Raw genomic sequence first — 20,103 nt, 5'->3', positions numbered from 1 at the left:
AGCCACCTCTCATTTCGGTGGTAGTTTAACTTTCAAACCAATCGGTAATTTTCTATAATCACTGGCTTTAATTCCGTTCAACTTTGCGATTTCCGGGTAACGATTACCGTCGCCTAAGAACTTTTGCGCTACTTTCCATAAGCTATCACCTTTAATGAGTGAATATGTTTTCGGTGTAACTTTCTCGTTCTGCCTCGGTGGTGTCGCCTTCTTTACAACCGCTGGTTTCGGTGCCGCTTTAGGAACTGTTGCCGAAGCTACCATGACAGGCTTTTTCACAACCGTCATTTTCTTTGGTCCGAACGGAACGTACTTTTTAAGTGACAACGAAAAGTTCACATCGTCGCTACCGTATGATTCGTTATAAGGAAAGGACTCAATTGTCACAAGTTCATTGATCGCAAAAGACCCGTTCACGTATATGTAACGAACAGGTAACTTTTCTTCCATCCATTTTTCAAGCTTCTGAATGTAGAAATCCGGTGGCATAAAAGGAGCAACTAGGAAGTGGTAGTCCTGAGCAGGAAAGAATGTTTCAATCGGGAACTCTGTCAGCTCAATGTTTTTTGGAACATTGACGTTACCGAGTTTAGCGATATCATACACCTCACCACTACCCTTATTGACTACCTCCACCGTTTCAGGGTTTACCGGAAGACGGAAGCCCTCTGTATCGTTTTTCACGCTGAAATAAATTCCGCGCATTACGTATACACCCCTTCCGCACTTCGAGACATTTCATCCCGCACATATTTCTCGATGGCGCGAATGATTTTAGGGATATCTGCATCTTCACGGATTGTCATATCCCCGAAGGATACTTGCGGAGTAAGCGTGATAGTTTGTTGGATCGACTTGATTTCAGCCAAATCACGCAACATCTTGATATCCTCGTCCGCAATATTAATATCCTTTTCAATCTTGCCGACTTTATCAAGCTTACCGCCTGTTGGGTTTTTCTTTTTCGCAAGTTTGTCAGCACCGCCACCCAATGGATCATTCATGCCCGCTAAATCCCCGAGAGGAAAATCGCTGGCACTTGGTGGACCGTCTTTCCCATCCTTATTACCTTTAACGAGACCTGTTACTTTTTCGATTGCGCCTGTAAGTTTGTCACTCGCCGCCATTGACATACTTGCACCAGCTGCATTCCCTCTGTCGAATGCATCACCTAGGCTTGTGTACTCCATTCGTTCGAAAGATTTCTTAGCAGGAGCTGATGGCATTTCTATGTTTTTAGCATAGTCACCCGCCGTGTCCATCCTGCCTAAATTCGCTTTCTCGGCTCTCACCGGTGCCGATAGATCAGATTTCATATTATCGATGAATTTTGATACCCCATTACCCATCTTCAAATCAACTGTTCCGACTGTGCTTAGATCAGTGCCAAGCACGCCATTCAATAGACCAATGAATGAGTTGATGCCATTAACGGCTCCATTAATGAGGTCTGAAATAGCACCTAAAGCAGTATTTACGGTTCCTACAACGCCGCTCGCAACTCCGCTCATGATAGTCAGAACAAATGAAGCCATTTTATGGAATGCGGTCTGCACACCAAATAACCCGTCATTCCACGTATTCATGATCCATTCAACTGTTTTGAGCACCGCGTTCCCAATGGCATCTAACACAATACGGACCATCAAGTTGAAAGCCATCCAAGCCATTTGAATATTGTACATACCTTGATTCCAAGTATTCATGATCCATTCAACCGCCATAATGAAGAAGTTAGCGATTCCCATGATTACGTTATGGAACGCCGCACCAAGCCAGTAGATACCACCGACGATTGCGCCGAATACTGCCGCTGATTGTTCTGCCCATTGGACCATTGCGAATATGACAAGTGCAATGACTGCAACGAAAGCTAATAGAATCCAAGTTCCAGGGAAGGCATATATAGCTGCATTCAGACCATGTTGAGCCACGGTTTGCGCAATAGTACTACCAGCTGCAAACATCGCCGCTGCACCCGCCGCCGCCGTTTGAAAGGTTAGAATAGCATTAGCTCCTGCCGCGAGTAACGCTGCAGTTCTGAATGCCACCAACAAAAAGAGATACGTCCCTAGTGCAGTAGCGGCTATTGTGATAACGGGACCAATTGTGTTCCAATTATCCGCAATCATGCTCCCCAACGCGCTGATTTCTGTAAGAATCCAAACCATACTCATTGCTAGTCCTGCCGCGATATTTGCAGTAGTTGTTAGCCCTGCACCCAAACCTGCGAAGAACGCATCAAATCGCCCTTCCGAAAAAGCTTCATTGATCATCGCGATAAGTGGTAAAAACGCCGCAACTGCCGGACCTACATACTGTGGTAACTTTTTGAGAACCCCAGTAAAGTTATTTACGAGATTAACTAAAGGACCGTCGAGGACCATGAAGTCTTCCATCATCGCCACTCCTGCGTTTCGTGACGCAGATTTCATCGAATCAATAGAGCCTGCCCATGTACCCTTCACACCCGCCATCAAACCGCCGAACTTCTTGTTCATGCCTTCAACGAGAACGGATATGGCTTCTCCTGCACCTACCGCACCGGAGGAAATCTGCTTCTTCATGGCGTCAGCCGTCACACCGGATGCATCAGCTAACATCTGAATGGCATTGATCCCTTTGGACCCTAATCGATTTACTTCCATGGCCGTAAGCTTACCTTGAGCTTGTATCTGACCAAACACGTCAGCCATCTCCATCATCTCTTGGGCTCCCCCACCGATAGCTGCTGTAGCATCACCGATAGCTTGCATGATTGGGAATGTATTCTTAGCCTCGACGCCGAACGCAATCAAGTTACGACTGGATTCAAGCAAATCCGGATAAGCAAATGGTGTGGTTTGTGCGAACGTAAGCATATCTGCCATATATTGTTTGGCTATTTTCGCGTCACCTAGAAATGTCGTGAAAGCCACTTCTGATGCTTGCTTGAATGCATGAAACTCAATCCCTTTTGAGAATATATCTTGGATAAAAGTTTTAGCTGCACTGAACGCTTTATAAGCTCCAACAGCAGCAAGGACCGCTACCACATATTCTTGTAAGTTGCTTGTTCCATCTATTATTCTGCCATTTAGGTCTTCTTGCTCTACCGCTAGACCGTTAGTGGATCCACTTAAATCATCCCCAGCGCTCGATAAATTATCCGTCGCCCCTGCCGCTTGATCCATCGTACTGCTTAACTGACTTGTCTGCGACAATACATCAACTACTCCGCTCGCTGCAGTGGTCGATGCTGAGCCGAAAGCTACTAGAGATTTGGCAGCACCATCAGCTGTAGAAGACATCGTTGACAATGCAGAAATATCAGGACCGAAATTCGCACTTGAGCCTGACGACGTTATAGAAGCATTTAAAGTGTTGAATGCTTCTGATGCGACAAGAGCTGAATCCGCAACCTTCGAAATTTGATTAGTAATATCAGACCCACTAATCGACCGAATTTTCGGTGGTGTGATAACCATGGAATTAAGTGTTTCGATAGCACCCGTAGTGCCCCACAAAGCCGCGTTCATAACGGCTAAACCAGATGTATCACCACCCATTCCACTCAAGCCTCGCGTAACGGACGCAGCCGCGGCAGTAGCGTTACTTGAGGTTGATATCAAACGTTGCATATCAGCTGATGCGGACTCTATCGAACTCCTCGCTTTCGCAAGTCCTGTCGTGTCAATATTATTTGCGGCATTATCCATCTTTTCCATTACGCGAATCGTACTGTCCATAGCCTTCATCATTTTTATGAGGGGACCGGACATACGATCAGCTAAAGATAGTGAGGTTTGTGCTCCCATTTACTTCACCGCCTTTTTTCCATAAGAAAAAGCATCCGGTTAGGGATGCTTTTCAAAGGTTACTTTTGATTACTATAAGTTAACTTCCGACATTTGAATTTGTGGTCGTTGTTTAAATAATTTAACCATCTTATTTGCTGTGAAGTTGTTCGTAACATCTAGGCTGATGTATTCTAACTCATCTTCTTTCCTGTATGTTATGACTAGAAAATTGGTTATCGTTTTTGTTTCCTTTTGTTTAGATCTTCCCCCGACTATAGCTCCTAACGGACCGAATATCATACCTCCGGCCACCGCTCCGCCAGCACTGCTTACATATGCTTTTTGTATTTCTACGTCAGTTGTAAGCACCATATCATTAATCTTTGAGAAACTCAGATTAAATATAGATCCTCCGCCTTCAATAGTTATTTTATCTTCGCGATAATATACTTCACAAATAACATTCTCGGGTAACGGGAGTCCTACAACGTGTTTAAGTAATCCGTGCTCTTTAGCATTCAATTCCTCCATCTTCCTTAAATGGATCAACCTTTTTGCTTTTATTGACTTACTCGACTTGACGGCCATAAATACACAAAAAATAATAAAAGCCAATAATAGAGCCACTGTAATTAACGTCCCCACAGCAATTCCCCCTATACGATTATTTATAGATATAACTCAATCATATAGGACTACAGAATTAAAGTCATTACTTGCTATTAATCGCCGCATGCTCTTTCTTACGGCGTTTCAATTCAACTTTGATACTAGCAATCACAAGCGCTTTTTCCCTTCGTTCGAGTCCTTGCCATTTTGCGGGTTCCCAATAGAAATTGTGGAGGGCGAAATGATAAAAAACGGCATCTGAATCAGCCGCTTCATCATCCCCACCCTCTATTAGTTTTTTGCTAAATCAATATCCTCGTTAATGTCTTGTTCAATCTCACTGATTTCTGTTACTTTACCAAGGATGTGATTCGCTTCTCCGAGCAGGAACATTTTCGAATAAAGATCCTCCGCTCCACGGGCACCGTATGATTCTTGTAATTCCGCATCGTTCAAGTCCGGGTATACAAAGGATGCAACGCTGATTCCTCGGTTGAATTTAACGACATCAAAAACTCGTTCCTGTTTACCTTTTCGTCCGGGTTTGTTCACGAAACAACGGTCATTGATTATATCTGACTCTCCAGATGGCAATGGACGCAAAATTATAGCCTCTTCAAAGCGATCTAGTGGTAAAGAAACGTTTTCCGCTTGCTTTACATTACCTTTTAAAAACGAATTCATTTTACTCATAGTATTATATTCCCCCAATTAGTTGTTTTAGTTTTTTATGCAATAGCGCGGAAGCGTTCAAGGAAATCAAAGTCATCGAACGTGAAGTCGATGTCCTCTTTCAATAGATCGTCTGACTCGCCGTCCAATTCTGCGATAACCGCGCCATCAGGTACGAGATTTTTGAGTAGCGCCGTTTGCGTTCCGGCGCTACTGATAGCATCGGAGTTGACTACTTGAGCGTCGAAAATTGGGGATTTACCAGTCCGAACATATTCAAGTGCCATTTCACGCATCTCAGGACGGTGGTAATAGACTGTCATAGAGCCTGTCCCTTCTGCCCCGACAATTTTACCGCCCTTCATCCGTTTCCCAATCGCTTTAACGTCCGCTTTTATATATTTTACTTCTGCCTTGAATTTTAATAGTTCAGCATATTCATAAATTTTACCTTCGATAGTAATGTAAACCATGCCCTCTTTAGCACTAATCGGATCGTTGTTCTCTACAGTTCTAGTCATTCATTACACCCCCCATTATTTACATTCCACAGTCATGTAGAGTTTTTCCATGGCATCGACGAACTTAACGCCTAACGTCACAAGTACGGCATCTTTCGTGTCACCCTCGCGAATCACGATATCTTCAGTATTGTAAGGTTCAATCGCTTCTTGTCGCACCAATCTGTCCAGCACTTCTTTCATGATGGATCCTTTAAATAGGTTCCTACCGTTACCATGGTTCTTCACTTTCCCAATAAAGTTCCGTGAGTAAATGTGTTTAATGTTGTTGCCCATGATGTCCATCTGCCGTACAATCAGCCCTTTTCGGAAGTCCTGATTCTTCTTTGGTGTGAATGAACGGAACGTGTTGATGTCTGATTCGACAACCATCCGATCCAGACCATCTACACCTTCGTTATATATAAAGACAACATGCCCTTCTCTTTTGGCTTTCACGATATCCTCATGCGGGAGACGTTCAACGTCAGTAGCACCCGGATACTCCGCATAAGTGAGGGAATTTGTAATTGCGTTCGCATAAGCAGCTCCATACCAATACACGGCATCTTTCGCGGAAAGAAATTCTTCCCCCACATAAACGCCGTTCTTGATTGATATGACACCTTCATGATCAGCATCGTTATAATCATTCGTGATAAGCGCTACATTTTTACCCTCGTTTTCACGCCACTGTTTCACTTTCAATGACAGTAGCAACTTGACAGATTCGTCATCTGTTCCAATTGCAATCGTTTTGAATATCTGCGAATCAAGTCCGGCCGCGAATGTTGCATACGAATCATTCTTTGCGGCGAGTGTTGTACCGTCCTTGAGCGTTAGGGTTGCATCTGCATCCGGTAATCCACCGCTAAACGCGACAAATGCGTTCGCCTTCAACTCCTCTGCTGTTGTCACAACCTGCGAATCAACACGGGCACCTCCGAAGAACGTCCTAACTGTTGTGTTACCACTCAAACCAATCGCAACCGTTACAGACAACTTGTTCCCCTCCACGCCGCCATGAGTAGCTGTTGCCACGAACGTCCCGCTTGTAGCTGTCGCCTTGACGCCTTCGCCATTCAAGTTATAAACGATGACATTGCCAGTCCCTTTGAAAGCTTCTCTAATTTCCTTCAAATCTTTGAGGTCTTCACCAAACGTTTCTTCAAATTTCGTATCTGGAGAAACTTTGATAAACTCGCCAACCTTGCCCCAATCGAGCATTAAAGGGATTACTTCTGCGCCTCTCGAATCTAGTCCAACAACTGCTAAGCTTTCGGTTTCGAAGTTAACAAACGCACCGGATAGTTCCTTGTTTTGTGTTTCCCAATTTCCACCTGACATTATGCTTTAACCTCCTTTTTTTCCTTTTCTACTTTTGCATTGACCTTCTTTGATTTCCATGCTGTGACCATTTCCGTCACTTTTTCTTTCGAATACGATTTACCGTCTTCAAGAATCACTTGTAAAATCAGACTTTCTTTACCGTCCGTTGCTGATTCTACGAATGCTTCTTTGCTGTAACTTCGTTGAGGTTGTTTCACTTCTTTTTCTTTGCTCACTTGTTACACCTCCAAATTGCAATGTTTGCATCACTGATGCTTATTTCACTTCTTTCAATAACACCTTCACGCTGAATGTAATGACAAGCGCCTCGTCTACAACTTCACCCTCGACTTTATGGACATGGTAGCGATTGTAGATATATCTAAACTCATCTTGGAACGTCTCGAGCACCTGGTCGCACTCACCGCGTTTGTCAGCCGTATTGGGAAAGTAAGTGACGTTGACGGAATACGTCCTCTTGGAACTTTTACCGAGTTGCCGTTCGTGTTCGTTGTTAAAAATGAGTACCAAAAAAGCAGGAGTTGTCAGCCCCTGCTTAATCGGTTCGTCATATACTTTTAGTGGCCCGAAGACCGCTTTGATCTGTTGGACAATGAGGGATTTCAAATTAGCTACCAAAGATTCGCCTCATTTCTTTTTCAATTTCCATTTTCCACATGTTCGGGGCGATACGGTCCATTTCATCTTTTGTTAATTTCAACATGAATTTACCTTCAACCCAGCCAACTGTTTTGCCCGCTACTACTATCCGGTGCCCGTTTTCAATCCACGAAGCGTAATTGAGTTGGTTGTAAATAAGGATTGTGTAGGTATCGCCCTTTTTAACAATGTGGTATTTCCAGTTATTGCGTAAATCGCCTGTGTCTACAGGCGTCATTTTCTTTACTTTTCGGATAGCCAATTGTGCGACTCGTTTAGCGACTTTTAAATGGATGATGTGAGACATCTTGTTCAGTTCAATCAAATTTGCTTTCATTTGGGCCATTTCGCTAAATTCGAATCCCATTACGCATACCCCTTCCGAAGAAGAAGGACTTCCTGGTGAGATACATAAACGAATGGTTCTTTTGTAGATTCATATTTCATGCCATCAACTGTAACTACGTCCCCCGCCAGCACTTTGAAGTCGCTCGAAAGGAATAACTTCACGTCATATTGTATAACGTTCGCATCGCCCTGTACGGCGTTGTTGAGCGTCGAGGATGATAAGCGACAAGGCACGTCTGAATGAACTGTTTCCCACCTCATACCATCTGCACCGTTAGGCTTTTCATACTCCACATGACGCTTAATCTCAGCCGACTTGTCATACATAAACTCAACTGCAGCAGTCGCCTTCGCCATGATATTGCGGATGTTCACGCTACCACCTCAACTTCCGAAACTTGTTAAGCTGCTTCGAGTAGTCATACAAGAGTCCCTCTGTAGCTCTTTCACGAGATCCCACTTTGGATGAGCCGAACGTCACTTGGACGTCCCCCTCTTTGATTGCTGAAACAGAGGATTGCGCCTCTGGATCATTCTTCCGATTTTCGCCTGTAATCATATCGACGACCATGTTTGCGTGTATGAAAGCGAGTTCGCGCGGAATGTCGGTCCGGTTGCAATATGTTTTAATTGCTTGTGCAACTTCTTCAATAAATATTTCCAGTAGTACTTCGGGTGGCTCGGCAGGGAGTAACTTTGCCTTAACGATATCGATTACTTCCAACGTTACCCCTCCTTATTCTTCACCTTTTGACGCTTCGCTGCGATTTGCTCAAAATCACTATCAATCACACCTGATTCCATTAATGCATTACAAACATCTTCCGGGACCGTTGCAGATTCACCTTTACGGTATCGGTCAGTGCCGAGTTTGACGTTGCGATTAAATGTCACTTTGAATTCTGGCACAAATTTACCTCCTTCAATAAAAATAGAGAGGAACAAGTCCCCTCTTAGTTTACTTTTGCAATGAAGATGTTATCGATTGTTTCAAAGCTTGGTAGTACGATTTCAGAAACGATTGTTTCGACGTTTACCGGGTGTGGTTCTTTGATTGTTGTAATTGCCACACCGGTATTGACAATACGAACATCAGCCGACGTACTGCCGGTCATCAAATCAGATTCTTCCGGAGTTGTTCCGTAGTACGTATTTCCGAGTGATCCATCCGGGAATAATGTGAAGTGATCATCCGGGTAGAAGTTATGAAGTGATCCATCCTCTGCCCGATATTTTTTATTGTAAACTGCAATCGATAAACCTAGCTGAGTCTGTAGATATTGTTTTAGCATTGCGTCAGTCATGATGATATTCTGCCCGCCCAACGGATTCATATCGAGACGAATACTCTTATGAGCTAACAAGTAACCGAACGTCTTGCGTGTCATAACGGCATTGGTAGGACGGCTTCCCGTGTTTTCTTCAACTTCATCTTGCCACCTCATAATGTCCTGAATTGGAGTTGAAGCCGGATCACTCCACTTACCGTCTGCGAGAAGCGTTTCTTTATGGTCATCTTTCATTTTGTAATCATAATCAAGAGGTACACGGTTAGCATTAATGGAAATCTTGCCTTTTGAGAGCAATTGCATAATCATCCGTTCAGGTTGAACTTCTGCACCCTTAACCAAGTTCGTTACGTCGTCATAGATATTGTTAATGATCGACTTGTACGCTTCCGACAGATTAGTCGCAAGCAGCCGGTTCAATTCTTGACGATCTTTTTCTCCGATGCGCATCGCTTCACGGAAGAAAGGCATCTCCGTTTGAACTTTGCTGAATCCGATACGGTCACGAAGTGTGGCCTTTGTATCAAATTCAGAAGGAGTAAGTGCAACAGGTAAACCGTTCGCCCCTTTAATCCAACTCAGGTCTAAACCAAGTTGCTTTTTCGCAGGGAATAATGTAGCTCCGAAATAGGGTACTTTGTTTGATGGGTTATTCTCGAAATATGTTCCAATTTCTTGCGCGTTTACTAAATCAAAGATAGTTGGCATTAATATTCATCCTCTCTTATTTCAAAAATGTAACTTGTTTAAGTGCCGCTACTTCTTCCGCGGTTGGTGCTTCAGGAATTTTATCGAGTGCAATAAATCCGTGGATTAATAATGCGCCAGGTGCCGGACCGTATGTCACATCAGTATCGTTGAACAACACACCCTCCGCATTAGACACGTCCGCAGTAGTCGAAGCTTTAACCGCATCTTTCGTATCGTCCGCAAGTACACCGCCACCAAGGATAGTTCCTGCGGGCACAATTTTCTTACCGTCTACATTAGCGACAATACCTGCGTCACTAACTGTCACGGCGAGGTTTACATAGTGATCCGGAAACTTTAAAATACTTTTTTTATTACCGAAAGTTGTTTCAACAAATTTACTCATGTATGATTTCCTCCTTATTCAAAGTAAGATTTACGTGCATCTTCGAGACCTTCGTTACTTTTCGCTAGACCTTCAGCCATTTGTTTGCCGTAATCCCCTGCTTTAGGTTCCGTATTGACCTGTTGTATACCATCCGCCGGAGTGAGGCCTTTGAATACTGGCTTACCATCTGAATCTCGGGCAAACAAATAGCCATCCGACTCAGATAGGGTTTTCAACTGCTCATCAAGACCGAGCAACTTTTCCCCATCAAGTTTGATGGCTTCTATATCTAGCAACGCTTTTACTGCTTTCGGGTTCTTTACCTTGGCCTCCGTTAATGCACGTTCGAGAGCGTAGTTGTATGACTGCTTTTGGATTTTCTCTTCATACTCAGTTTTTGTTGAATCATTAGCCGCTTGAAGCGTCGCAATCTGCCCCTTTAACTCTTCACTGGCACCGGCTGTTTTCTTCAATTCTTCAAGTTGGGTATCACGCGCTGCCAAGTCGGTATCAAGTTGCTTTTTAGCATCGTTCAATTCGTCAAAGCGTGATTTAGGAATCATAGTCCCGATGCCTGCCACAACCTTATCTGCTTGTTCCTCGGTTAAACCCAATGCTATCAGCTGTTCCTTATTCAATTCAGTCATCCTTTCAAATTACGTTTTTTTACGAGGGTATCGACCTCGGATTTGTCTTTTGATTTTACGTCTTAAATACCAAACAGGCGAGGTATTAATAAACTTTGGTAGCTATTTTTAAAATATCCACGTGCATTTGCTCGGTTATCCCACTAACTATTCTTCCTATGTCCGCTTCATCCTTCACATTAAACGATTGATTAACCGTTACTGCTGGACTGAACTTATTCTGTTCGAAGAAAGAAGCTAGAAGAATGGGTCTGATTCGCTCGTCCTTCAACATCATTTCGCCATCTTTTACTGGGAATCCGTACTTTGTAACCACGTAATACAGTTCAGTACTGTCAACTTGTTCCTCATACTTCTTCTCGAATTCGACTGGGCTCATAAAAAAGGCATGCCTATCTTCGCTCATCACAATATAATCGCCAGGCGTAAGATCACGCGCGCCTCCTGTACCTTCGATCGATACATTAAAACCTTCGCGTAAGTCACCTAGGCCCAGGGCTATATTTTCGCATCCTAACATGTAGTCTCGGATTTCGTGAATGGGTTGCCCTATAAAAGTGCGCATAGCCTTGACGGATCCAGTTTTAACTCTATAATTTTTCACGTTTTCCAATACCGTCACTCCCTCTTTTTAATAGCTACATAACGGAGTAGCGAACCGAGATTAAAGAGATCACCGTACCTTTCTCGAATTTGACTTCTTGAAACGCAAGTTCACCACCACCTTTATTTTTTCCGCTTCCGATAAGCCTTCATCAATTGCTCATACTTTTCTTCGTCGTTGTACTTAAGATTTTGGAAAGCAACAAGACTCTTAGGTGCACCCTCGACTTTTGCAGTTTGATATTTCTTCATCTGCTCAATATCACCTAAACGATTTTGAATCATCTTCTCTTTATTTTCATTCGACTCACTGCCGGTTACATTCTTGCCATACCATTCCTCATATGTCTGTGAATCAACCATGCCATCCATTGACTGGCGTTGTTCACCGTCCGTGTATTCTGATTCATCAAACCACGGAATCGTTGTAGAACGACATCTGACGTGGAATGGAGGGGCATTCGTTCCTGGCTTAAAGTCTTTTGTTTTGTATCGCTTGCCGTCTTGTTCCCTGCAAATTTCAGACGTTCTCAAATCTAGTGTAGAAAGGATCTCGTATTCATCGATTTCTGCATCATCGTAGCTGTCTTTTGATGCTTGGTTGTTGAAGAAACTAGCCTCAGTTCTAACTAAAGCTTCAACACGCGAACGAGTAACGTCTGTAGCATCCATGATTGATTTTGAAGTCTGTTGAATCGAACGACCGGATACAAAGCTTCTTTCCATCTCTTTACGAATAGTTTGAAGCGCACCCGATTGATGATCCCAAATGCGGTCAGAGAACTCTTTTCCACTCCAATTGTAGGAGAGGACTTCTTTCATTCGGTCGTCAGTCAGTCCGACAATGCTGATATCCTTGCCACCCTTCGCTATCTCATATAGCGATTTGTGATAAGAGTTTTGATAAATTTCAGCAAGACCAGTGTTCGCATACTCCTGTAACCCATTCTTTCCGCCGTACAACTCCATCATAGTAATCTCGATGTGCGCGTTAACAGCTTCCAGTCGGGATATTCGCGAACGATAACTTATTGAATTCAAAAGTTTGTCGTATTCAGGATTACCGTCCAAAGACATTTCACGGAACCGTTTTAAGTCAACGTTCTTGAAATCCTTCATCTCCTTTGCTGTCAGATATCTTTTCGCATCTTGAATTGATATTTTGTTGTCGACAGCATAACGGCCATAAAAGGATTCGATTTCTTTTAGAATCTCACGCTGTGATTCACGTAGCTTGACATCCATTTGGGCAAGGTATTTGTCAGCAATGACCTGTGATTCTAATTCACGTTGAGCAGAACGACCTTCCCAATACTTCTTGCTTGGTTTAGCCATTCGTCTTCACTTCTTTCGGTGGGAAAGCATTCGCATATTCTTTTTCAATTTCTTTCTGCAACTTCGCTTCTTGTGCTTTTAAACGTTTCTCGACCTCTTCGTTGTACCAGGGATGATTCTCGCGAATCGTTTGATCATCAAGTATGCCGAAGGATTTTGAAGCGTTATCAATTGACTCTGTTTCAGCAATGATGATGTCGCGATTAAAGATGACATTGATCTTCTCTTCCGTGAAATCTCCTTGGCCAGTTACAAATAGATGGTGATTAATGAACCACATCATGTGTTCGAAACTTGACTGGAATTCGGATTCTAGGATGTTACAATCCATATCCAAATCTGAATAACGGAAACGTAACGCAACACCAGAAGCATCTCCAAGACCTACCTCTCTAGTGTCAACACCTCGACCGAACTCATAGATGGAATTCCTGTTACGATCAATCTCCTTCTCTACTGCATCGGTTTCAATATTCGCCTGCAACTTATCGACATCGCCGTTTTCATCTGTTTTAACGACCATGAACTCATGCAAGTCAGAAAGGAACTCCGCAAGATCAGCCCCACCATAATTAATAAGCTTGTAGATGAATTTCGGAATATCAGCCAACAAATCGGCGTTTGTCGATGCTTGCGTATTGTAGTTATCCACCAAAGACTTTATGCCGTCAATCAGCGGCTGCTCTTCTTCGTTGTACTTGAAATGAATCAGCGGAATCTTCTCCCACACGTACGGTTCGTCGTTAATTAGGAAGTGGTAGTTTTTCTCGATACCCGCCGAAACATCCGGAATAAGTTTACCGCTTTCGAAAACGAAGTACTTAACGCCTTGCGAATGGTAGTACTCCACTTTCTTTTTCGTTACCTTTTTCTTATCCTCGTAGGCTGTCACCTCATAAACGCGAGTAAATGACAGAATCTCCATATGTTCATTGTCAGCCCAATTAGGGATAATCTGCTCAGACGGAAATTTCTTGAATGAAAGTTCTCCTTCTTCATTGAAAAATGGATGAAGATACGCAATACCTTTATTGATCGCTTCTTTACCGACGTTTTTAATCTTTTTCAGCAGACCCCGGTCAAATGTTTCCGTCATCAGAACGCGATAAGGTATATTCTCAGTCCCGAATGTAGGCTCTTTCGACAATAAGTATCCAATCTTCTGATCAACAAGCTTTTTAGCGAAACCGTGTGCCAACTGAGTGTTTGATTTCCACGCGATCTTTTGTTTTTTTAACAGGATATCCGTTTTGTTCAAATAATAGAGTTCGCCTGTGACCATATTCTTACGACGTTCGCTTTTTTCCCATTCTTGAATCTCCTGCACCAATATCTCAAGGTCTGTAGTGACGTCATCAATCATGTCTTTTATCACCTCATTCATACGTTCGTGCCAAGGAGCACGGTGAAGGTCCTCTATCAGCATTCAATCACCTCATTTCAGTACGGATACACTGCTGTAATTAGCTTTTTCAACTATCCCTGTTAAAGCATCGGGAGCATCATCGTGCAAATTCTTACCTACCTTTTGGAACTCCGTTAAGTGCTTGTAAAATTCGGGCCATCTCTCTTTCCAGTTGTGCGGGAAATAAACATGGTCTTGCACATATGCACTTTCAGAAAGAATACGAGCCATTTTGTTTTTACTTTGGTGGAACCATTTCACAACTACTTTTCTCGTGTGGTGTTCTTCCCATATAATCCGCTTCACGTTACGAGCAAAACCTTTACCACCGTTATTGGACTCGATATCTGCGCGGTTTACATTGTTACGAACCAAAAAAGAAGCGGTTTCTTTCTCGGTGATTTCCATGCCATCCTGCGTGTAGTAAACGTCCAGGATATAGATTTCACCTTGATAAACCCCCGCTATGATGCTGCATAGATAATCCGAACCTTCATCCGCCGTATCCGTGTAGTTAACGATGCGCTCAAACTGCCTAGGTGGGCTGTCGTAAGTTTGGAGAACCTTGTACAGGATCCCTTTTACATCTATCGGTTCCTGTTGATAGTTTGCTGACGCAATATCCTCACCCATCGCACGAACCTTCATGTCATAGCTATCCTTTGATAGAACAGCCGGGCATAACATGGAGCCGTCATCTTGCAACGCCTTCATAAGCACGTGACGAACAGCTTTCGTTTCTCCCTTGAAGTGTTCAAGCGCCATTCCCGCTAGGTCATTGTTCGCCCATCGCGTCATGATGAGAATGATTTTACCGCCTTCTTCAAGCCGTGAAAGCATCGTGTTCGTAAACCAATCCCAGTGCTTTTCAAGCGTTAAAGCATTGTAAGCTTCAAGTGAGTTTTTGATTAAGTCATCAATGATTAGTACCGAGGCACCGAAGCCAGTTGCTGTTCCCGTTGGAGACGTTGCTAGGTAGTTGTTGTAACCACCCTCTAAGCTCCATAGGTTCATAGCTGCATCACCTTGCTTTATGTGTACATTTGGAAATATGTCTTTGTATATAACGCGACCTTTATCGGCTTTTTCTTCGGATATTCCATTACGAACACCCTTCGAGAACATCGTTGATAACGTTTCGTTATAGGAGCCGGTCATAACCTTTTCTTCTTGGTTCTGTCCAAATATCCACTGCGCTAACATGACAGCCGTTCTGGACTTGCCATGACGTGGTGGAACGTTAACGATCAATACATCATCATCTGATTCATAGAACGCTTGCATCTCATCGCAAAGGTCAACTAGGTACTGACGGTTTGCGGCGTAGAAGTCAGGAGCGAGTAAATGGCAAAAATAAAAGAACTCACGATTAGCGAGTTCAATTCTGGCCATATGTTTAATTTGTTCTAAATCCATCATTTGTCTATCAACTTCCTCAAGTCCTCAGTAGACAAATCTTTAAGTGGATTGTTGATGTCCATACTGCCGCTATGTTCGATGTCCTGTTTGTCACGCCACTCTTTAGGTTTGCGATTCTTCAACCAGAAGATTTGGGCAGTCGTGTCTGGATTGACTTCTTTAGTGACAATCTTTGTAACTGACATTTCATATATTCCTAGGTCGTCACTCCATGTTTTTTCTTGCGTGACTTCATTGTATTGATAGCCGAGCGCCCTTTTAAGCAGTGCATTTTCGACTTGACGGTCAACGACTTCTTTACCCCTTTTTAGGGTGTCCGATATGTCCGAATACTTCTTCTTCCATTCATTCAGTGTCGAACGACTAATACCTATATTTCCTGCTATCTGTTCATCCGTCAAACCATCACGAGCCCAACCTTCGATCTTAATTAGCCCCTCTGGTTTTAACCATTCGACGAATTTTCCGTGGCTTCCGCTTTTCTTTTTCTTCACATTCAATGGCATCACCTCATTATGCTAGTCGCTTAGGTTATTTTTAGTTATAAAAAAAGCACCTGAAAGGCGCTTTACAAATAAACTCTTTTCATGCTTTGTTTTTTTCTATATATCCATTGATTTCGTTTAAAGTTAGGCGAATTTCCTCTAATTTTATTTCATCTTTTTCTTCGAGTCGATCATTCGTCTTTTTATCTTCGGCTATAGAACTGTTTAACTGTGCCGAACCTTTTAATAAAGATTCAGAAACGGCGCCTGAAGATTGTCTAACTGCTAAACCCATTATAAAAGCTCTGGCTCTTGCTGTCGTTAAATTAGCACGGCGTTTTTCGCTAGCATCTTTTATTTCTTTCGATGCATTCTCGAGTTCTTGTTTCCAAACACCCAAGTCATTCATTACAGTTTTTACGTCTTCTAGATTGCTATTCATTTTTTCACCCCCTTACTGACATCATACGCCAAATAAGGTGTAAATCCTTCAAAATTAGAAACAGCACCTCCGAAGGACGCCTTTAAGACAAATCATAATCAATATTAATAACCTGAGAAAAGTAAACTATTTTACCTGGCTCTAAGGTAAAATGCTCATCCTTGCGTTTCGCGAGTTCTCCGCGGGACCAAACTTTGAATCTTTCGGCCTCAGTTTCATTAACTTCAATAACTTCAGCAGTTAGACTTGCCTTTTTATAAATTACTCGAATCATATCGACACCTCCTGCTGATATTATACGTCATAAATGGTGTAAATACTTTATACCCTCAAAACTACACACCATATCAAGTCCAACTGTTAGCTAACGGTATCCAGTACCTACTAGCCCTGGATTATTTTATGACTGTATGGCATATAGTTTTCAAAGTACAAAGAAATCACCCGTATTCGGGGGTTGGTAGCCAAGGCGTACTCTCGCACCCCAAGAACACCCAACTCCCCGACCTGCCTTCCATGGTATCATCAAATTTATTTTTGAAGAATTATGGAACATCTGGCACATTTGGCACTTCTGGAACATTTACCATCTTGCGGATAATAGTCTCTTGGATTCTTTGGATATTCGTGTGTGATAACCCCATGTGACGCCCTATCCACCGCATGCTCATTCCTTCGAGCAACCAATGCAATACCTCAATCTCTCGGTCAACCGTAATCAAATGAATTTTATCCTGCACCATTTTTATTTTCTGCTCATAATCACTAATCTTCTTCCACCGCTTTTCCCGTCTTGAAAACTCTTGATAAATAGGATCACTATGACCGCCAGCTGCTTTCGGCATAGCTGCTTCTAACCCATACTGAGCCGTAAAGTTACCACCTACATCGTTCAGTCCCTCACGCATGATCTTCACAGAATTAATCATCCAGTGATAGTCTTTCAAAAGTTGCTCAATCTGTTTTTCTGTCATAAGCTGCCCGCCCCCTATTTATCGTTTACGAATTGCCCCGTTCACCCGTTTATAAGTTTGTCGATTTTGCCCCATCATTTCTCGCCAGTCCCTATCAGACAACTGCTCTTTCGGCTTGCCCTTAGCCGTTGTACTCTTCTTGTCTACTTCGCCTGTACAAGCATCAGAGACCCCTATTTCAACCTGTTCCGTTTGCAACGATTTCATTTCTCTCACTCCTTTTTTGAAATAAAAAAAGAGGACAACAAATGACACAGCGCAATGCTGTAATCAATCGTTGTCCTCTGGTTGGCCAGGGGGACTAATTATTTATATTTTTTTGTTGGGCAGCTAAATAAACAGTGTCTCTAACCGCTTTTTCATATGGAATATTATACTTCCTTGCCATCAATTCAGACGCATCCATACTCAATTTTGTAATCCATTTAAAAATTGATTCATCATTGTAGTCCGCACCACCAATTACCAAGGAACCTTCCGCATGTTCAAAAAAACGTTTCGCATCTCTTCCATGAACTTCCTCCGACCACGTTTTGAACGCTATAAAATATTCCATTAAACAATCCTGCCCTAGTGATTCACAAAGCCCTTCAAATGTATCTATATTCCCTCCAACCTTATACCATTTACTACCGCCATAATCAGCTTTTTCTTTTTTAGAATATCTCTTAGTAAGATCGAAATATTCTTCTTTAATTTCTTCATGATCTCCTGGTTTAAATGATTCTAGACTCTCTTTTTTTAAATTCATTTTGGAAAGAAGTACATTTTCATCCTGCTTTTGAAGCCACTCAATACGTTTATAATGTTGAATTCTTAAAGAATACTCATAGGCTTTTGCTCTGTCCTTCGTATGCTTTTTTAATATAAAATCCAAATACACTTTTGACTCAAAAATACTTCTTAATATCGAATCCGTTCCTGAGTAGTATTTACTTTCACATAAAACCAACAAACTTTGAGAACGTTTAATAATTCCGATAAAAAGACCAATGATGACAATATCTTCTTTGTTTAAATACGATTCATCTGGGAACTTCCCTATAACTCTTTGAAATAATTTTTCGCTTGACTTTATTGCTGATTTAGCTACAGCTAGACTCAAAACTCTTCCCCCTCCTCCCTCCGCATCATCCTGACCTTACCTCGATGCGTCACATTCTTAAACTCTTCATGTTGTGATTGCATAGTCTATTCAGTTCCTTTCAGCAGCTGAAAGAACTTGTTCTTGTTCATCATTAAATACTGATTGAAGCAATATTTTTACGGGTTCATAGTCTATAAAGTCTTTAAATATCGGCCAATCATAAAGGTCATATATATTAACTGTTTTGTTTTTTAATGCTTTACTAAAATTTATATTAGCATCTTCGAGGTCATCTAGTAGCAATGATTTGCACATTTCATAAACGGGACCTTCTGTACTCATATCTGTTTTTATAATTTCTTCTTTTACTAGGTTCAATTCTCCTTTCCATTTAAGTACTTGCCAATAATTAATTTTTGAGATTAATTCATTTTCGAGATATTTATCTTCTAAAATTAATGTATAAACTTCTTCAGCCAAATCATATTCTTCATCTTTAATCAAAGCTAAACCAAAACTTGAAAAGACATTGCTTCTCGTAATATCATGCTTTTGATGTTTCATCCAAATTTCGTAGATAGAATGAATACCAATTTTCTTTATTATTTTAATTTTTTGCAGTAGATATTTTTCATCTATTTTGACAACATCGTTCATTTTATAATTTTCTAGATACATTTGTGATACATTTGAAATATATTTCTGATTAACTTTACTGTTATTGTGGACTATTATATTTCGCCGTTGAAATGCCTCATTCAATTCCTCTGCATATTCACCATAGATTATTAGCGTTAGTTTGCATCTCTTCATAATTTCACTCATCCATTTTCCAATCGGGCCGATCATGGTATCAGAAATATAGTTCTCTATAAAATGTTCGTTTATTTCTTCTAAGCTATTTAGATATTGTAGATCCGAAAAACTTATTTTCTTATCTTGAATTCCTATATTAGCTACGTTTTCTTGGGCTTTTAATCTTAAGAAGTCTGAAAACAGATATTGATATGTGGTTATCAGAGAAATAAAGGAAGTATTATACAATAAGACTATTTTCTTCTCTTGTATATCTGCCTTATTAAAATACTTTCTCAATTTTCTACTAACCATATAGTTACCGTTAAAACTTAAACTACTTTGTTTATCTTCTCCTTCCATTTTAAGGTCTTCTAATATTTTTGTGAGTTCAGAATCTGGCTCCATCATTTTTTCTAGCTTTTCAAGGTGTTCTAAATCCTTAGGATCTAATTCTTTTCTATTTAGTTGGTAGCTTTTAAACTGTATTAAAAGCTTTGCGAATTTAGTATCTTTGTCACTTTCAATATCTTCTTTGTATTTTTTCTCCATATATTCGTTGATTGATAATACGTATTCATTTAGGGCTTCAATTTGTCGCACAAAATTATCGAAAAGCTCTTCTAACACAATTTTCTTCAATTGAA

General features: G+C 41.6%; 26 protein-coding genes. All 26 read right to left on the bottom strand.

Translation table 11 applies throughout. From position 1 onward, the window contains the following. Nucleotides 1-9: 9 nt before the first annotated feature. Nucleotides 10-705: a LysM peptidoglycan-binding domain-containing protein gene (locus H7992_RS07200; RefSeq protein ID WP_187047099.1), complete on the bottom strand. Its 696-nt coding sequence runs from the start codon at nucleotides 703-705 to the stop codon at nucleotides 10-12. Next, a complete protein-coding gene (locus H7992_RS07195) occupies nucleotides 705-3,797 on the bottom strand; it encodes a tape measure protein (RefSeq protein ID WP_187047098.1) in 3,093 nt (1,030 codons plus the stop codon). Before H7992_RS07195 ends, H7992_RS07200 begins: the two co-directional genes overlap by 1 nt. A gap of 72 nt (nucleotides 3,798-3,869) precedes the next feature. Beyond that, nucleotides 3,870-4,424 carry a hypothetical protein gene (locus tag H7992_RS07190; RefSeq protein WP_187047097.1) on the bottom strand — a complete coding sequence of 185 codons (555 nt, stop codon included), beginning with the start codon at nucleotides 4,422-4,424 and terminating at the stop codon, nucleotides 3,870-3,872. Nucleotides 4,425-4,679: 255 nt separating this feature from the next. Beyond that, entirely contained in the window at nucleotides 4,680-5,081 is a 402-nt protein-coding gene (locus H7992_RS07185) for a phage tail assembly chaperone (protein WP_187047096.1), read from the bottom strand. Between the two features lie 35 nt (nucleotides 5,082-5,116). Beyond that, nucleotides 5,117-5,581: a phage tail tube protein gene (locus tag H7992_RS07180; protein ID WP_187047095.1), complete on the bottom strand. Its 465-nt coding sequence runs from the start codon at nucleotides 5,579-5,581 to the stop codon at nucleotides 5,117-5,119. 15 nt (nucleotides 5,582-5,596) lie between these two features. Continuing rightward, nucleotides 5,597-6,907, bottom strand: coding sequence for a phage tail sheath C-terminal domain-containing protein (locus H7992_RS07175; protein ID WP_187047094.1), 1,311 nt, complete (start codon nucleotides 6,905-6,907; stop codon nucleotides 5,597-5,599). Further along, complete coding sequence (locus H7992_RS07170) at nucleotides 6,907-7,125, bottom strand: hypothetical protein (protein ID WP_187047093.1); 219 nt, start codon at nucleotides 7,123-7,125, stop codon at nucleotides 6,907-6,909. The genes H7992_RS07175 and H7992_RS07170 overlap by 1 nt, the downstream gene beginning before the upstream one ends. A gap of 40 nt (nucleotides 7,126-7,165) precedes the next feature. Then, nucleotides 7,166-7,528 (bottom strand): phage tail terminator family protein, encoded by a 363-nt coding sequence (locus tag H7992_RS07165; protein WP_187047092.1) that lies wholly within the window; start codon nucleotides 7,526-7,528, stop codon nucleotides 7,166-7,168. Continuing rightward, the gene (locus tag H7992_RS07160) at nucleotides 7,518-7,916 is read right to left on the bottom strand and encodes an HK97 gp10 family phage protein (RefSeq protein ID WP_187047091.1); all 399 of its coding nucleotides are present in this window, start codon (nucleotides 7,914-7,916) and stop codon (nucleotides 7,518-7,520) included. Before H7992_RS07160 ends, H7992_RS07165 begins: the two co-directional genes overlap by 11 nt. Continuing rightward, nucleotides 7,916-8,272 (bottom strand): hypothetical protein, encoded by a 357-nt coding sequence (locus tag H7992_RS07155; RefSeq protein ID WP_187047090.1) that lies wholly within the window; start codon nucleotides 8,270-8,272, stop codon nucleotides 7,916-7,918. The genes H7992_RS07160 and H7992_RS07155 overlap by 1 nt, the downstream gene beginning before the upstream one ends. Before the next feature lies 1 nt (nucleotide 8,273). After that, the gene (locus tag H7992_RS07150) at nucleotides 8,274-8,621 is read right to left on the bottom strand and encodes a head-tail connector protein (protein WP_187047089.1); all 348 of its coding nucleotides are present in this window, start codon (nucleotides 8,619-8,621) and stop codon (nucleotides 8,274-8,276) included. A gap of 2 nt (nucleotides 8,622-8,623) precedes the next feature. Next, nucleotides 8,624-8,806 (bottom strand): hypothetical protein, encoded by a 183-nt coding sequence (locus H7992_RS07145; RefSeq protein WP_187047088.1) that lies wholly within the window; start codon nucleotides 8,804-8,806, stop codon nucleotides 8,624-8,626. Between the two features lie 44 nt (nucleotides 8,807-8,850). Further along, nucleotides 8,851-9,894: a major capsid protein gene (locus H7992_RS07140; RefSeq protein ID WP_187047087.1), complete on the bottom strand. Its 1,044-nt coding sequence runs from the start codon at nucleotides 9,892-9,894 to the stop codon at nucleotides 8,851-8,853. 16 nt (nucleotides 9,895-9,910) lie between these two features. Then, the gene (locus tag H7992_RS07135; protein ID WP_187047086.1) at nucleotides 9,911-10,282 is read right to left on the bottom strand and encodes a hypothetical protein; all 372 of its coding nucleotides are present in this window, start codon (nucleotides 10,280-10,282) and stop codon (nucleotides 9,911-9,913) included. Nucleotides 10,283-10,296: 14 nt separating this feature from the next. Continuing rightward, the gene (locus H7992_RS07130; RefSeq protein WP_255428614.1) at nucleotides 10,297-10,902 is read right to left on the bottom strand and encodes a phage scaffolding protein; all 606 of its coding nucleotides are present in this window, start codon (nucleotides 10,900-10,902) and stop codon (nucleotides 10,297-10,299) included. Nucleotides 10,903-10,996: 94 nt separating this feature from the next. Continuing rightward, complete coding sequence (locus H7992_RS07125) at nucleotides 10,997-11,524, bottom strand: hypothetical protein (RefSeq protein WP_187047084.1); 528 nt, start codon at nucleotides 11,522-11,524, stop codon at nucleotides 10,997-10,999. A 113-nt stretch (nucleotides 11,525-11,637) separates the two neighbouring features. Beyond that, complete coding sequence (locus H7992_RS07120) at nucleotides 11,638-12,849, bottom strand: minor capsid protein (RefSeq protein WP_187047083.1); 1,212 nt, start codon at nucleotides 12,847-12,849, stop codon at nucleotides 11,638-11,640. After that, the gene (locus H7992_RS07115; protein ID WP_187047082.1) at nucleotides 12,842-14,275 is read right to left on the bottom strand and encodes a phage portal protein; all 1,434 of its coding nucleotides are present in this window, start codon (nucleotides 14,273-14,275) and stop codon (nucleotides 12,842-12,844) included. The genes H7992_RS07120 and H7992_RS07115 overlap by 8 nt, the downstream gene beginning before the upstream one ends. A 9-nt stretch (nucleotides 14,276-14,284) precedes the next feature. Further along, nucleotides 14,285-15,673 (bottom strand): phage terminase large subunit, encoded by a 1,389-nt coding sequence (terL, locus tag H7992_RS07110; protein ID WP_222618007.1) that lies wholly within the window; start codon nucleotides 15,671-15,673, stop codon nucleotides 14,285-14,287. After that, complete coding sequence (locus H7992_RS07105) at nucleotides 15,670-16,173, bottom strand: helix-turn-helix domain-containing protein (protein ID WP_255428613.1); 504 nt, start codon at nucleotides 16,171-16,173, stop codon at nucleotides 15,670-15,672. The genes terL and H7992_RS07105 overlap by 4 nt, the downstream gene beginning before the upstream one ends. Before the next feature lie 85 nt (nucleotides 16,174-16,258). Then, the gene (locus H7992_RS07100) at nucleotides 16,259-16,600 is read right to left on the bottom strand and encodes a hypothetical protein (protein WP_187047080.1); all 342 of its coding nucleotides are present in this window, start codon (nucleotides 16,598-16,600) and stop codon (nucleotides 16,259-16,261) included. A gap of 82 nt (nucleotides 16,601-16,682) precedes the next feature. Next, nucleotides 16,683-16,874, bottom strand: coding sequence for a hypothetical protein (locus H7992_RS07095; protein ID WP_187047079.1), 192 nt, complete (start codon nucleotides 16,872-16,874; stop codon nucleotides 16,683-16,685). 271 nt (nucleotides 16,875-17,145) lie between these two features. After that, complete coding sequence (locus H7992_RS07090; RefSeq protein ID WP_187047078.1) at nucleotides 17,146-17,574, bottom strand: helix-turn-helix transcriptional regulator; 429 nt, start codon at nucleotides 17,572-17,574, stop codon at nucleotides 17,146-17,148. A gap of 18 nt (nucleotides 17,575-17,592) precedes the next feature. Continuing rightward, complete coding sequence (locus H7992_RS07085; protein ID WP_187048042.1) at nucleotides 17,593-17,781, bottom strand: hypothetical protein; 189 nt, start codon at nucleotides 17,779-17,781, stop codon at nucleotides 17,593-17,595. Between the two features lie 94 nt (nucleotides 17,782-17,875). Further along, nucleotides 17,876-18,679: a DUF5677 domain-containing protein gene (locus H7992_RS07080; RefSeq protein ID WP_187047077.1), complete on the bottom strand. Its 804-nt coding sequence runs from the start codon at nucleotides 18,677-18,679 to the stop codon at nucleotides 17,876-17,878. A gap of 90 nt (nucleotides 18,680-18,769) precedes the next feature. Continuing rightward, nucleotides 18,770-20,098 carry a hypothetical protein gene (locus H7992_RS07075; RefSeq protein WP_187047076.1) on the bottom strand — a complete coding sequence of 443 codons (1,329 nt, stop codon included), beginning with the start codon at nucleotides 20,096-20,098 and terminating at the stop codon, nucleotides 18,770-18,772. Nucleotides 20,099-20,103 lie beyond the last annotated feature (5 nt).

This window comes from Sporosarcina sp. resist, from assembly GCF_014302295.1.
Lineage (GTDB): Bacteria > Bacillota > Bacilli > Bacillales_A > Planococcaceae > Sporosarcina > Sporosarcina psychrophila.
The sequence above is the reverse complement of the archived record's forward strand: the minus strand, read 5'-3'. Positions and strand labels throughout refer to the sequence as shown.